The organism is Geodermatophilus amargosae, from assembly GCF_900116515.1.
Taxonomy (GTDB): Bacteria; Actinomycetota; Actinomycetes; order Mycobacteriales; family Geodermatophilaceae; genus Geodermatophilus; species Geodermatophilus amargosae.
The window spans coordinates 22,909-36,811 of sequence record NZ_FPBA01000027.1 but is presented as its reverse complement, the minus strand read 5'-3'; the positions used below and the strand labels follow the sequence as shown (position 1 = coordinate 36,811).

Here is a 13,903-nt window from a genome sequence, read left to right as displayed (position 1 = left end):
GCGACCGCCGGAGTGGCGGCCGAGCTCCCCCGCTGGTGCTGCACCCCACGGCGTGAGGTGGCGGGGGCGACGCTCCTCGCGGCCGGGAGGGGTGTCAACGGGATCGCGGGCGGCTGCGCGAGTTCGGCTCCGACGACGGTCACGCGGGCGTTCCCACCCGTGCGCTGCCGATCGGTCATCCCCATCGGCCGGGCGAACTCGTCGTCAGCCATGGTGGTAGCTCTGCAGGGTGTCGGCGAGAGCTTGGTCGAGTGGCGTGGCCCGGATGCCCAGCTTGTCGGTGATGGTGCTGCTGTCGACGATGAACGGCTCGTCGAACTGGTACTGCATCTCGACCAGTTCCCGCAGGGTCGGGTTGAGCAGGCCCAGTGCGCGGAGTAGCAGCGGGGACATCGCGCGCAGCTTGCCGGCCGGGTGACCGGCGTGTCGGTAGACAGTGTCGACCAGCTTTCGGGTGGTGCGGGTGTCGGGGTCGTTGGGCAGGTGCCACACGTGTCCGGGGGCGTCGGGGTGCTCGCCCAGGACGGCGAGGCCTTCGCCGATGTCGGGGATGTAGGTGTAGGTGTGCGGCTGGTCGGGGTTGCCGAGCACGGTGGCCGTCTTGCCGGCGAGTGCGGCCGGGAAGAGTCGGTCGCCGAGGTTGGATTGGGCGCCGCCGCGGGGGCCGAAGTAGTCCGAGGCTCGGCCGATCGCCACCTCGACGCGTCCCGCGTCGTGCGCGGCGAGCAGGTCGCCGGCCATTCGGCCGCGGAGTTGTCCCTTGGTGGTGTGCGCGTCGTAGGCGCGGTCCTCGGTGAGCGGCCGGCCGGCCGGGCGTCCGTACATATAGACGTTCTCCATGCTGACCAGCCGGGCACCGGCGGTCTCGGCGGCGGCGAGCACACCGGCCTGCAGCGGGGGGAACTGCGCGGTCCACTCCGAGTAGGCAGGGTTGAGGGTCTGGTAGACGACGCCGGCGCCCCGGGTCACGTCGGTGCTGAAGGCGGGGTCGCGGGCGTCGCCGCCGATGACCTCGACGTCGTCGGGGACGCGGGCGGTCCCTGAGCGGTTGATCAGCCGGGCGGTCTCGCCGCGGCGGCGCAGCGCGTCGAGTGTCGCCAGGCCGATGGCGCCGGTGCCAAAGATGACGTGCCGTGGCGCGGTGTTCATGCGCGCGCCTCGCTCGGTGTCGGGTCCGCGGCGGAGTGGGCCGCGCGGTGGGTGGGCAGGAGGGGAAGCAGGAGCAGCCCGGACAGGGCGGAGAAGGTGATCGCGCCGTAGGCGCCGAAGACGGTGAACTGGTTGTCCACGACGATCCCGCCGAGGGTGGTGGCGCTCCAGCCCAGCGCCCACAGGGCGGGCATCGCGGCGGCCCAGAGCCAGCGCAGGCGGGTGGCGCGGGGCAGCGCCAGTGCTTGCGCAGGACCGAGGACCAGTCCGGTGACCGCGCCCATCAGGGCCAGGTCGGCCAGGGAGGTGCGGTAGCCGACGGTGACCGCGCCGAGGAGGAGTCCGACGCCCATGCCGATCGCGGTGGCCGGCACCCACGTGCGGATGTCCAGCCTTCCGCGGCTGGCCAGCGTTTGTCCGGCGCCGAGCACGGCTCCGGCGACGGCCCCGCCCAGCAGCGCGGCGATCGGGTCGTCGACGCGGCCGGCGACCGCGTTGCCGGCGAGGCCGGCGATGGGGAAGGCGAGGAATCCGGCGGTCCAGATCAGCCACGCACGGACACGGGACATCGGGGAGGAACCGAAGATGGTCATGGGGGTCAGCTCCCTACAGTTGCGGCAGCGGCGGCGGCCGGCGGGACGGGGACGGTGGTCCGGCGGCGGTGCCGCAGGATCAGGACGGCGGCGAAGGCAAGCAGCCAGGCGCTCCACAGGACGTAGCCGACGAAGTTGGCGGTGTCGACCAACGGCAGGTCCAGGGGTGAGAGCACCCCGGCTGCGACCAGAGCAGCTGACACCGAGCCGAGGGCGACGAACCAGCGGCCGGCGAACGCGGTCCCGAGGGCAGCGAGAACGAACAGCGTCCAGGCGGCGGTGAGCAGATAGCCGCCGGTCTCGCCGATCACGTTGCCGAGCACGCGGTTGGCGGTGCCGAACGACGAGCGGGCGTCCGCGGCGGCGACCGGGTCGGCGCCGGCGGCGGTGGTGGCCCATCCGGGTACCAGCAGCGGCCAGCGGAGCAGACCGACGACCTGGACGGCGGCGGCGGCCATCCCGATGGGCACCGCCCACCGCATGGGGCGGGCGGTCGAGAGCCGGCCCACGCCCACCGCGATGGGTGCCAGCAGCGCCGCGCTCAGGGCAAGGGCCAAGAACCAGGCGGTGACGGCGCCCTGGGAGTCGCGGAAGGAGGCGAGAACGTCGCCGGCGGGCTGCTTGAGCACGTCGGGGTAGTCGAAGACGGCCCCGAGGCCGGTGAAGGCCACGTTGGCGAGCACGGCTGCGGTGATCAGGAGGGCGGCGGTGCGGCGAGGGGTCATGACGGGATTCCTTGTCGGTGAGGGCTTGGTGGGCGGTCAGCGCTGGGTGGACAGCGCGGCGATGTGGGCGACCAGCAGGGAGTCGGGATGGGTGGCCAGGTGGTCGCGGGCCAGCAGGAGGGCACGGTCGTGGTCGCCGCGCAGGTGAGCCGTGGCGATCGCGACCAGCTGGCGGTCGCGGGTGCCGTTGGCGGCCGCGGCGGCCCGGTCGAGCAGGTCGGTCCCCGCGGGGGTGATGAGGGCGGCGGCGACGAGCACCGCCGGGTGGGCGCTGGTGCGGGCGGCCTCGCGAAGAGCGGCGGTGCTGCCGTCGCTGCCCGCGATGAGGTCCCGGATCAGTTGTTCCGGGTCTGTGCTGGCTGCCATGCGGGGAAGCCTCGACGGGACGGCTGACGACGCACTGACGGCGGGCTGACGGCCCTAGGCTCGCTCGGTGATCACCGTCGCGGTGCTGGGTCGGGTGGAGGTGCGGCGCGACGGGGCGCCCGCGCCCGTGCCCAGCGGCCTGACCACCGAGCTGCTGGTGCGCCTCGCGCTGGACGCCGGCCGTCCGGTCCGCGCCGAGCGGTTGGTCGAGGAGCTGTGGCCCGGCACCCCGGGGACTCGGCTGAACACCCTGCAGACGAAGGTGTCGCAGTTGCGCCGGGCCCTGGGCGCCCCGTCCGCGCTGACCGGCGGACCCGAGGGGTACACGCTGGCCATCGACCCCGGCCGGGTGGACGCCCTGCACGTCCTCCGGCTCGCCGACGAGGGCGGCGCGCTGCTGGCCGCGGGGAAAGCCGACGCGGCAGAGGCCACCTGCCGGGAGGGGCTGGCCCTGTTCGACGGCGAGGTGCTGCCCGCGGCGGGCGCGGCGGAGTGGGTCCTGCCGCACCGCGTCCGCCTCGAGGAGACACGAGTCCGGCTGATCGAGGACGAGCTCGCCGCGCGCCTGGCCCTGGGCGCCACCGGGGAGGTCGTCGGCGAGCTGGAGTCGCTGGTCGCCGCGCACCCCCTGCGCGAGCGGCTGTGGGCGCTGCTGATCACCGCTCTCTACGGCGCCGGGCGCCAGTCCGATGCCCTGGCGGCCTCCCGGCGGGTGTCGCGCATCCTGTCCGACGAGCTCGGCGTGGACCCGGGCGCCGAGCTGGCAGCACTCGAGCGCCAGGTGTTGAGACACGACCCGGGGCTCGCGCCCGCCGTCCGGTCGCCGCCTCCAGCGCGCCGTCTCGGGAACGTACCGATGCCGGCGACCCCGCTCGTGGGGCGCGTCGACGACCTGGCCGGGCTGCTGCAGGCCCTCGGCGGGAACCGCCTGGTCACGGTCGTGGGTCCCGCCGGCGTGGGCAAGACGCGGCTGGCGGTGGAAGCCGCCGGCCGGAACACCGCCCCGGACGGTGCGTGGCTGGTCCGGCTGGAGGGCGCCCGGACCGCTGATGAGGTGCCCGTCGCCATCGCAGACGCCGTTCCAGCGGTGGACGGCGTCCGCCGGGATGTCGCCACCTACCTGCGCGGAAGCGACATGCTGCTGCTGCTCGACAACTGCGAGCACCTCGCGGAGCCGGTCGCGGCGCTTGTCGCGGCCGTCCTCACCGGCGCGCCGCGGGTGCGGCTGCTGGTCACCAGCCAACGGTCGCTCGGGCTCGACGGCGAGCTGGTCGTTTCGCTCGGCCCGCTGCCGGAGGCCGACGCCGTATCCCTGTTCGCACAGCGCGCCACCGAGCGGCGGCCCTCATTCACCCTGACGGCGGACGCCACGCCGTCCGTGGCGCAGCTCTGCCACGCCCTGGACTGCCTTCCGCTGGCCATCGAGCTGGCAGCGGCGCGGACGCGGATCATGTCGGTGCCCGAGATTGTCCGGCGGCTCGATGACCGGTTCACGCTCCTCGCCGATCCGACGTCGACCCGCCCGGAGCGCCGGCGCACCCTCGCCGCCGCGCTGTCCTGGAGCTACGACCTGCTCTTCCCCGACGACCAGCGCGGCCTGTGGGCCCTGGCGCAGTACCCGGGCGGGGCCACCATGCCGGCCCTCGAGCACGTCCTGGCCGCACTCGGGGTGCCACGCGCCGCCGCGCTCGACGTCGTCGACCGCCTGGTCGACCGCTCGCTGGTCACCGCCGACGCGGACGCCGCCGGAGGAACCCGCTACCGGCTGCTGGACAGCATCCGCGCCTTCGCCGCCGACCGGGCGACCGAGGCCGGGGCCGCCGGTGCGGCAGCCGACGCACTCGTCTCCTGGACCGCGCAACTGGCCGCCGACGTCGCCGCGACGGTGCGCGGCCCCGCCCAGGCCGCGCAGGTCGCCGTCACTGCGGCCGAGCGGGCCACGATCGACGCCGCCCTCGCTCGGGCCCAGGGCACCAATCCCCTCACCGGGCTGCGGATCGCCGTCGACCTCGGCTGGGCGTGGGTGCTGCTCGATGACGGGGCCGCCGCCGGCCGGCTGCGCGCCGCGCGCCTCGCCGCCGACCACCCACCGCGCGACCTCGAGGTGCGCGCGCTGCTGCTGGAGAGCTGGTTCGAGGCGATGTCGGGAGACCTCAAACCGGCCCGCAGCCTCCTCGACCGGGCCACCGCCCTGGCCGGGAACGACGCGTCGCTGGCCCTGCAGGCCCGTTGGTACAACGGCTTCGTCCTACCCCAGGAAGGCCGTGCCGCCGAGGCGCTGACCGACCTGGCGCACTGCCGGGACGCCTACGCCGCCACGGGAGCCACCTGGGAGGAGGGCGGCAGCCTGCTGCTCACGGCGTTCGCAGCCCTCGCACTCGGCGACACGACCGGCGGCCGCGCCGCCTGTGAGCAGGCCATCAGGATCCTGCGGCCGATCGGAGACAACTGGGCGCTGCTGCACGCCGAAGGCGCGCTCGGCAGAATCGCCCACGCCGAAGGGCGCTTCTCCGACGCCGTAGCCCACCACGGGGACGCCGCCGAGTCTGCAGACAGGCTCGGATTCGGCGGGGCAGCCTCGCTGCACCGCGTGCACCTCGGCCGCGCCCAGCACCAGTCCGGCGACCCAGCCGCAGCCGACACCCTGCACAGGGCCGTCGCCGGTGCCCAACTCGCCGGAGACCGCCGGCTGCTCACGCTCGCCCACGTAGCCCAGGCGGAGGTCCTGCGCGGCGCCGGCGACCGACCCGCCGCACGCACACTGCTGGACGCAGCCCACCGCTGGTACGACGAGTCCGGCGCCGGCGAGGGCGCCCTGCTCGCCGCCTGCCTGCGGGCGACCATGCGTGCAGAGGACGGTGAACCCGGCGCCGAGGAAGACCTCCGGGCCATCGGCGCCGACGCCGAGCGCATCGGTGATCGCGAAGTGCACGCCCTGGCGACCGCCGCACGCGGCGGTCCATCCGGGTGATCGATGAACAGCCGGTGGCTGCACCTGCTCGCCACGTTCCCCTGGTGAATCCTCCTGCCCCTCGCGGCCGGTCTGTGGCGGCTGCTGCACCGGGAGATCGCGTAGCGGCCGCTCGACCCGACGTCGTTCCCACCGCCGCGGCGTCGCGGAGGTGGGCACGATGCTGCGTCAGGCGCGGCGCTCGAGGTCGATGACGACCTTGCCGCGGGCCTGGCCGTCGCGGACCCGGGCGACGGCCGCCGGGGCCTCGCCGAGCGGGTACGTCCGGTCGACGGCCGGGGTCACCGCGCCGGACTCGATGAGATCGGCGAGGACGACGAGGTCGGCCGCGTTCTCCGAGTTCATGAAACCGCGCAGCTGCTGGCCGACGAACGGGGAGAGCGCCATCGCGCGCAGCAGGCGGTCCATGCCACCGAGCCACCGCCCGCCGGTCTCCGAGCCGACGAGCACGAGGGTCCCCTGGGAGGTGAGGGCTCGGCGCAACTGCCGCAGGGAGCGGTGCCCTCCGGTGTCCAGGATGACGTCGTAGCGCTGGTCTCCGCAGGTCAGCGCGTCGTCGGTCTGGTAGTCGATGACGTGGTCGGCGCCGATGGAGCGGACGAGGTCGATCTTGGCGGTGCTGCAGACGCCGGTGACCTCGGCGCCGAAGGCCTTGGCGATCTGGACGGCGAAGGTGCCGACGCCACCGGAGGCGCCGATGACGAGGACCCGCTGCCCCGGTCGCACCCGGGCGTGGTCGCGCAGGGCCTGCAGCGCGGTCAGGCCAGAGACGGGGACGGCCGCCGCCTGCACGAAGGTCAGGTTCTCCGGCTTCTGCGCGAGCTTGGCCTCGGGGGCGGCCGCGTACTCGGCGAAGGAGCCGATGCCGTAGCCGAATACGGCGTCGCCCGGGTGCAGCGTGGTGACGTCCGTGCCGACCGCCTCGACGACTCCCGCGAGATCGGAGCCCCGCACGCGCGTCTTGGGAGCCCGGGCGCCGTACCCGGCCAGCCGGACGGGGTAGGCCAGGCCGGTCATGAGGTGCCAGACACCGCGGTCGACACCGGCCGCATGCACGCGGACCAGCACCTCGCTGTCCCCGATCTCGGGCCGGTGGATCTGCTCCTCGCGCAGGACGTCTTCGGCCTCGCCGTACCGGTCCTGGACGACCGCCCGCATGGTGAGGCGTCCGGCGGGGGGCGCTGCCGGGCCGGTCATTCGGTGTCCCGGCGGTACAGCAGGAGCGTTCCGACGGCGAGCGCCACGGCTGCGTAGCCCCCGAAGACGGCGGCGTTCTCGGCGCGGGTCAGGGCGATGGCGATCGCGTGGGCGGACTCCAGGTCGGAGTCGTAGGCGAGCAGGTGGTTGCCCGCGACGAAGGGGAGGAATCGGGCGGCTTCTTCGGCGAGGAAGAGCTTGACCAGGTTCTCCACGACGAAGCCCCAGACGAGGATGCCGGCGATGGCCCCCGTGCTCTGCCGGACGATCATGCTGATCCCCAGGCCGAGGAGGGCGGAGAGCGCGCTGAACAGCAGGGCCCAGCCGACCGTGGCGGGCAGGGACGCGATGTCCCCCGCGCCGAGGCCGGCGATCGCCGCGCCTCCGAAGCCGGCCGCGAGGCCGACGGCTCCGACCAGCAGGCCCAGGCCGGCCGCCGTGATCGTCTTGGACGTCGCGAGCACCCACCGTGCGGGGCGGGCGGCGACCGCGGGGCCCAGGGTCCCGTGCTGGACCTCGGAGCCGAAGAGCAGCACCCCGGCGATGGCGGCCAGCATGGAGGACACGCTGCTCCAGTAGAAGCCGACCTCGGCCACGGTCAGCACCTCGTCGGTGACGAGCACCGAGACGGCCCAGGAGACGACGAGACCGCCCACGGCGGTGAGGCCGAGGACGGCCCGGTTCGAACGGACGGTGGAGGCCTTGATCCAGTCGCTGCGGAGGGCGGCGCCGATGGCCCTGGCGTCGTCGCCGCGGGCTCGGACGGGCGGGCGGCGCTCGGTGAGGTGGGGTGCCGCCGGGAGCGGCTGCACGGTCACGTCGGTGATGTCCATCGGTGGGTCCTCTTCTCGGGTGCGGGTCAGCGGGTGGCGGACGGGGCGGAGGCGAACTCCGCGGAGGACCTGGTCATGTCGAGCAGGCTGTCCTCGAGCGAGCGGGAGGTCTCGGTGAGACCGACGACGTGGATGCCGGAGTCGTAGGCGACCTGGGAGACCGCGGCCCGGCTGGTGCCGCGGACGACCACCCGGCCGGCGACGGCGTCGGCGGCGAGACCGCGCTCGGCGAGCAGGTCCAGGAGCCGGACCGCGTCCGGGGTCTCGATGACCACGGCGACGGCGTTACGTGCGGTGATCGCCACGACGGGCTCGGCGGCGAGGAGTTTTCCGCCGCCGATGACCACGAGGTCGTGGGCGAACATGCTGAGCTCGCTGATGAGGTGGCTGGAGACGAAGACCGTGCCGCCCCGAGCGGCGAAGGCGCTGTGGTGGTCGCGCAGCCAGCGGATGCCGGCGGGGTCCAGGCCGTTGGACGGCTCGTCGAGGAGCAGGATCTCCGGGTCTCCGAGCAGTGCGCCGGCCAGGGCGAGGCGCTGCCGCATGCCGAGGGAGAAGGTGCCCGCCCGCTGATCCGCCGCGGTCTCGAGGCCGACCTCGGCCAGGACGGCCTCGACCCGGCTGCCCGGGATCCTGCTGAGGGCGGCGGTGGCACGCAGGTGGTTGCGGGCCGTTCGGCCGGGGTGCATGCACCGGGCGTCGAGGACGGAGCCGACGGTCCGTGCGGGGCTCTTGAGGTCGCGGTAGGGGACGCCGGAGCAGCGGACCTCACCGCGGTCGGGCCGGGTGAGGCCGACCATCATCCGCATTGTCGTGGACTTGCCGGCGCCGTTGGGGCCGATGAACCCGGTGACCCGGCTGGCGGCGACCTCGAAGGTCAGGTCGTCGACGGCGACGTGGCTGCCGTACTGCTTCGTGAGTCCGGAGACGGTGATCATCGGTGTGCGCTCCGGTCGTGGGGTTGCTCCGGTCGTGGGGTTGAGGTGTCATGTCGCTCTCCTGGGCTGGGGTGGATGCGATAGAGGCTGCTCGGGGACGGCGGTCGGTCGCCTCCGTGGAACCACGGGGTTTCCACGTGGTCGCGGGCTCGCGGGCCGGTTCGCCGGTGTCCGGGCGGAGTACGGTCCGGCACGTGCTCCACGGGCGAGGAGCGGAGCGCGCACGGCTGGACGGGGTCGTCGCCGGCGCCGCGGCGTCCCGGGGCGGTGCGCTCGTCGTGCGCGGTGAGCCCGGCGTTGGCAAGACCGCCTTGCTGTCCGATCTCGGCGAGCGGACCGGCGACGCGACCGTGCTGTGGACCGCCGGCATCGAATCGGAGTCCCCGCTGGCCTTCGCGGCGCTGCACCGGTTGCTGCGGCCCCTCCTGGGCAGGCTGGATGACATCCCGCCCGTCCAGGCGCACGCCCTCCGCCGAGCGCTCGGTGAACGCCAGGCCCTGGTCCGGGCAGCTGATGCAGGCGGCGACGACCGGTTCCTCGTCTTCGCCGCGGTCCTCTCACTGCTTGCCGAGGCCGCGGAGCAGCAGCCGCTCGTCTGCGTCGTCGACGACGCCCACTGGCTCGACACCGCGTCCGCCGAGGCTCTCTTGTTCGTCGCCCGCCGCATCGCCGCGGACCGCATCGCGATGGTCTTCGCCGTCCGTGACGACCAGGCACGCCGCTTCGACGGGGTCGGTCTGCCCCAACTGACCGTGTCCGGGCTGGACGCCGACGCCGCCGACGCCCTGCTCGCCGAGCACCCGGGAACCGCGATGAGTGGCGCGGTACGAGCGGCACTGCGGGAACGCACCGGCGGGAACCCGCTCGCGCTCGTCGAGCTCCCGAACGTGCTGTCGGAGGGGCAGCTGACCGGCCGGGACCGCCTTCCGGCGCACTTGCCGCTGACCGAGGGAGTCGAGCGGGCGTTCCTCGACCGGTCGCGCCGGCTACCCGGGGACGCCCAGACCATGCTGCTCGTCGCCGCGGCCGACGACTCCGGGCACCTGTCGGTCGTCCAGCAGGCCGCCACGAGACTCGGTGCCGGGGAGGCCGCCCTCGACGGCGCCGAACTCTCCGGGCTGGTCCGGGTCAGTGGCGGCGAGGTACGGCTGCGCCATCCGCTGGTGCGGTCGACGGTCTACGCCGCGGCGACTACCTCCCAGCGGCAGGCCGCGCACCGGGCTCTCGCGGCGGTCCTCGTGCGGGCGGGCGACGCGGACCGCGCGTCCTGGCACGCCGCGCTGGCCACCACCGGCCCCGATGACGTCGTCGCCGACGGGCTCGACGCAGTCGCCGAGCGCGCCACCCACCGCGGCGGCCACGAGGCCGCGAGCGCCGCTGCCGAACGCGCCGCGCAACTCAGCAGCACCGCGGGCGCACGCGCCACTCGACTGCTCGCCGCCGCCCGGAGCGCGTGGCTGGCCGGCGACGGCATGCACGCCCGTGAGCTGGCCGACGAAGCCCGGCACGACACCGTCGATCCCCTGCTGCGGGCCGACGTGGACGCCCTCCGCGGCCGCATCGAGTGGCACATCGGCTCACCGGAGACGGGACGGCGAATCATCCTGAAAGCCGCCGGTGAGGTTGCCGAGCTCGATGCCTCCCGCGCCCTGGGCATGCGCATGCAGGCCACCGCACTCGCGACCTGGGGAGCCGGCGTCTCCCCCGACGACGAGGGTCTCGACTTCAGCCTGCCGTCGCTGCCGGAGGCATCGCCGCCGCGATTGCGGTGCTTCTCGGCGCTCCTGCGTGGACACCGCCACTTCCTGCTCCGGGAGATGGGCCCCACCGCGACCGCGTGGCGAGAGGCGTTCAGGGCAGCGGAGACGCTGCCACCGGAGGCCGATCTGCTGGTCGTCGTCGGCATCGCCGCCATGCACCTCGGTGACGTGACCGTCGTGCAGCGCAGCTACGAGGCGCTGCTCACGCTCGCGCGGGACAACGGATCGGTCACCACCGCGGTGCAGGCGCTGTCCCGGCTGCCGTCGGGCCGCGTTCCCACCGGCGAGTGGAGCACCGCGGCCGCGGCGGCCAACGAGGCACTGGTGCTGGCCCGCGGCACGGGACAGCTGCCGCTCACCACCATGCCCCTGGCCTGGGTAGGTCTGCTCGGCGCACTGCGCGGGGAGGCCTCCTCGACCGACGCCCTTGACGAGCTGGACGCCATCCTCGCCGCGCAACCGGTCGGCATCGTCGGGGTCGCGGCTGCCGACATGGCGGCCTGGGCACACGGGGAGTCCTCGCCGCCAACGCATCCGACGTCGAGGGAGCGCTGCACCACCTGGGCCGCATCCGGCATCCCACGATCGGCAGGACCGCCGCGATCGACCGGCTGGAGGCAGCCACCCGGGCAGGACGACCCGACCTCGTACACAGCTGGGCCGATGACCTCGATGCGTTCGCCGCCGCCGTCGACGAGCCATGGCCGGCGGCGATGGCCGAGCACGGGCGAGCGCGGATCAGCACCGGCGAGGACGCCGAACGACATTTCAGCCAGGCGCTCCTGCTCCACAGCCGCAGCACCCGTCCGGCCTCCCAGGCCCGAACCCAGCTGGCGTACGGCGAGTTCCTGCGCCGCAACCGGCGCCGCGTCGACGCCCGCACCCACCTCGGCGCCGCCCTGCGGGTGTTCACCGAGCTCCGAGCCGAACCATGGGCCGAGCGCGCGCGGCAGGAGCTGCGAGCGTCCGGGGCCACGGCCCGCAAGCGCGACGTCGCGACCGCCGGGGACCTCACAGCCCAGGAACGGCAGACAGCGCTGCTCGTCAGCGCCGGCCTGGCCAACCGTGACATCGCCGCTCGGTTGTTCCTCAGTCCCCGGACGGTGGAGTACCACCTGAGCAACGTCTACTCCAAGCTCGGTGTCCGGTCCCGCGTCGAGCTGGCCCAGCTCCAGCTCCAGCTCAGCTGACGCGGCTGCGGGCGGCGGCCAGGGCAGTCTCAGCGCGGGCCGCCACGTCCACGTCCCCCGCCTCCAGGGCCGACGTGAACACGCCGCGCAGCTGCGCGTCGGCGCCGCGCTCCCCGTCCTCCACTCGCTGGGCGGCGAGCAGGCAGATCGCCACTGCGTAATAGCGGTGCACAGGCGCCGCTGTGTCCGTCAGGTCCTCGGAGCCACGTAGGGCAGCAGGATGTGGTCGACGACGTGTTCGATGAGTTCGGTGGTGACCGGGTCGCCGGTGACGAGGAAGCGGTGCCAGAGCACGGCCTGACCGAGTTCGCGGGCGATCTCCACCTCCACGTCCGGGCGCACCTCCCCACGGGCGATGCCTCGCTCGAGCGTTTCTGACATGGCCTTCTTCCGCCAGCCGATCACGCCGCCCCGGAAGGCCTCGGCCAGCTCGGGGTCATGGGGCATGGCGCCCACGATGGCCGGACCGATGACGCCCACGGGGCTGGCGAAGAAGTCGGCCCACCCATGCAGGATGGCCAACATGTCACCGCGATAACTGCCGGTGTCGGTGTGCGGAATGGCCGACATCGCCAGCGGGACGAGCGTGTCCCGCAGCAGGGCCGCGCGACCGTCCCATCGCCGGTAGAGAACCGGCTTGCTGGTGGCGGCCCGTGCCGCGACCGACTCCATGCTGACGCCGCCGACGCCCTGCTCGATGACGATGTCGAGCACCGCCGCCTTGATCGCATCATCGAGGGCCGCCCCTCGGCGTCGCCGCGCGGGAGCCGACTTCATGCGGGCAGGGCCGGACCGAGCGACATGCCGCGGAGCGTACAAGAAACGGTTGCGTTTCCTCGGATGGCACGCCAGTCTCCGCCCTACGACACGGGGACGTATCTAGGGAGGCCGTCATGGTCGAGAAGTCCTTCTCCCCGGCGCGAACGGGTGCGCGTGTTGCACCGGCTCACACCGCCTGCCACGAGACGCAGTCATGACGGACGCGGACAAGGTCCACGTGGTGGTCGGCGCCAGCGGGGGCACCGGTAGCGCGCTGGTGCGCGAGCTCGTCGGCCGTGGCCGGCGGGTTCGCGCCGTCAACCGCAGCGGCCGGATGGCGGTGCCGGCAGGGGTGGAGGTCATGGCCGCGGACGCCACCGACGCCCGGCGGATGCAGGAGGTCTGTCGGGGTGCTGGAGTGGTCTACAACGCGGTCAACGTCCCGTTCATGCAGTGGCGGGAGAGCTTTCCGGCGGCCATCGACGGCGTGCTCGCTGGTGCGGGCGCCGCCGGCGCGCGGATGGTCTTCGTCGACGACACCTGGATGTACGGCCGGGTCAGCGGCTCGATGACCGAGGACCTGCCCTACCGGCCGGTCAGCAACAAGGGCGTGCTGCGCGCGTGGCTCGCCGAGCGGGTCCTGGCGGCGCACACCAGCGGCCGGGTGCGGACCGTCATCGGGCGGGCTCCCGAGCTCTACGGCCCCGCCGTGGAGTCCGTGCTCGGTCGCAACCTGTTCAGGCCGGCTCTGGGCAAGGGACCGGCCCTGTGGGTCGGCGACATGGATCAGCCCCTGGGCCCCATGTTCATCGACGACTTCGCGCACGGTCTGGCCGACCTAGGCGAGCACGAGGCGACTCTCGGCAAGTCGTGGCACCTCCCGACCCCGGCACCGACCACGGCGCGAGGGTTTCTCGACCTGCTGTCCGCTCAGGCGCAGCGACCACTCCGAGTGCTCCGGCTGGGTGCGACCACCGCCCGCGTCCTCGGGCTCGCTTGGCCCGTTCTCCAGGAGGGCGCCGAGATGCTCTACCAGTTCCGGCAGCCGCACAGCGTCGATGCCACCGCCTACCGCACGGCCGTCGGCCCCGGCCAGGTCACCTCCTACGCCGATGGCATCGACGCGACCCTGCAGTGGTACACGAGAACCCCGAGCCGACCCCTGACAGCGATCGGACGATGACGACCATCCGCGCTCCGGGGAACATCCCGCCGTCCCGGAATCGGGCATGCAGGCTGCCTGAACTGGTTCGGCGCCACCCGGTCACAGCCTCGCTCCTGTGGTTCTTCACGGTCGGTCAAGCCATCGCCTTCATCCTGGTGGTCTGTCACGTGAACGGCATCGACGTCGCAATCACACGCCGTTCGTACTCGCCAGCAACCCGGTCGGCCTGCTGCCGACCCTGATCATCACGCGGATCG

13 protein-coding genes are annotated in these 13,903 nt (G+C 73.7%); 4 read left to right on the top strand and 9 right to left on the bottom strand.

The annotated features are described in order from the left end of the window. Positions 1-204: 204 nt before the first annotated feature. Genes BM414_RS24245 through BM414_RS24230 form a run of 4 tightly spaced genes read right to left on the bottom strand, consistent with a single transcriptional unit; the run spans position 205 to position 2,833 of the window. Positions 205-1,149 (bottom strand): NAD-dependent epimerase/dehydratase family protein, encoded by a 945-nt coding sequence (locus BM414_RS24245; protein ID WP_093583788.1) that lies wholly within the window; start codon positions 1,147-1,149, stop codon positions 205-207. Beyond that, a complete protein-coding gene (locus BM414_RS24240; RefSeq protein WP_093583786.1) occupies positions 1,146-1,742 on the bottom strand; it encodes a hypothetical protein in 597 nt (198 codons plus the stop codon). The genes BM414_RS24245 and BM414_RS24240 overlap by 4 nt, the downstream gene beginning before the upstream one ends. 5 nt (positions 1,743-1,747) lie before the next feature. Beyond that, entirely contained in the window at positions 1,748-2,467 is a 720-nt protein-coding gene (locus BM414_RS24235) for a DUF4386 family protein (RefSeq protein ID WP_093583784.1), read from the bottom strand. A gap of 36 nt (positions 2,468-2,503) precedes the next feature. Next, a complete protein-coding gene (locus tag BM414_RS24230) occupies positions 2,504-2,833 on the bottom strand; it encodes a hypothetical protein (protein ID WP_093583783.1) in 330 nt (109 codons plus the stop codon). Between the two features lie 67 nt (positions 2,834-2,900). Here BM414_RS24230 and BM414_RS24225 point away from each other — a divergent pair, with 67 nt between their 5' ends. Beyond that, a complete protein-coding gene (locus BM414_RS24225; RefSeq protein WP_093583781.1) occupies positions 2,901-5,804 on the top strand; it encodes an AfsR/SARP family transcriptional regulator in 2,904 nt (967 codons plus the stop codon). A gap of 168 nt (positions 5,805-5,972) precedes the next feature. Here BM414_RS24225 and BM414_RS24220 read toward each other — a convergent pair whose 3' ends face one another. The 3 genes from BM414_RS24220 to BM414_RS24210 are packed head-to-tail and all read right to left on the bottom strand — an operon-like array spanning position 5,973 to position 8,772. Beyond that, complete coding sequence (locus BM414_RS24220; RefSeq protein WP_245784958.1) at positions 5,973-7,001, bottom strand: NAD(P)-dependent alcohol dehydrogenase; 1,029 nt, start codon at positions 6,999-7,001, stop codon at positions 5,973-5,975. Next, positions 6,998-7,834 (bottom strand): hypothetical protein, encoded by an 837-nt coding sequence (locus BM414_RS24215; RefSeq protein WP_093583779.1) that lies wholly within the window; start codon positions 7,832-7,834, stop codon positions 6,998-7,000. The genes BM414_RS24220 and BM414_RS24215 overlap by 4 nt, the downstream gene beginning before the upstream one ends. A gap of 26 nt (positions 7,835-7,860) precedes the next feature. Beyond that, positions 7,861-8,772, bottom strand: a complete 912-nt coding sequence (locus BM414_RS24210) for an ABC transporter ATP-binding protein (protein ID WP_093583778.1) — start codon at positions 8,770-8,772, stop codon at positions 7,861-7,863. Between the two features lie 194 nt (positions 8,773-8,966). On the opposite strand from BM414_RS24210, the gene BM414_RS24205 reads away from it, so the two are divergent. After that, positions 8,967-11,651, top strand: a complete 2,685-nt coding sequence (locus BM414_RS24205) for an AAA family ATPase (protein WP_175551777.1) — start codon at positions 8,967-8,969, stop codon at positions 11,649-11,651. After that, positions 11,588-11,722, top strand: a complete 135-nt coding sequence (locus tag BM414_RS31945; protein ID WP_425432375.1) for a helix-turn-helix domain-containing protein — start codon at positions 11,588-11,590, stop codon at positions 11,720-11,722. Before BM414_RS24205 ends, BM414_RS31945 begins: the two co-directional genes overlap by 64 nt. On the opposite strand, the gene BM414_RS24200 is transcribed toward BM414_RS31945, so the two are convergent. Beyond that, the gene (locus BM414_RS24200) at positions 11,715-11,894 is read right to left on the bottom strand and encodes a hypothetical protein (protein WP_093583774.1); all 180 of its coding nucleotides are present in this window, start codon (positions 11,892-11,894) and stop codon (positions 11,715-11,717) included. The genes BM414_RS31945 and BM414_RS24200 overlap by 8 nt on opposite strands. A 17-nt stretch (positions 11,895-11,911) precedes the next feature. Beyond that, complete coding sequence (locus tag BM414_RS24195) at positions 11,912-12,499, bottom strand: TetR/AcrR family transcriptional regulator (protein ID WP_093583772.1); 588 nt, start codon at positions 12,497-12,499, stop codon at positions 11,912-11,914. A 196-nt stretch (positions 12,500-12,695) separates the two neighbouring features. Here BM414_RS24195 and BM414_RS24190 point away from each other — a divergent pair, with 196 nt between their 5' ends. Further along, positions 12,696-13,664: an NAD-dependent epimerase/dehydratase family protein gene (locus tag BM414_RS24190; RefSeq protein ID WP_093583770.1), complete on the top strand. Its 969-nt coding sequence runs from the start codon at positions 12,696-12,698 to the stop codon at positions 13,662-13,664. The last annotated feature ends 239 nt before the right edge of the window (positions 13,665-13,903 follow it).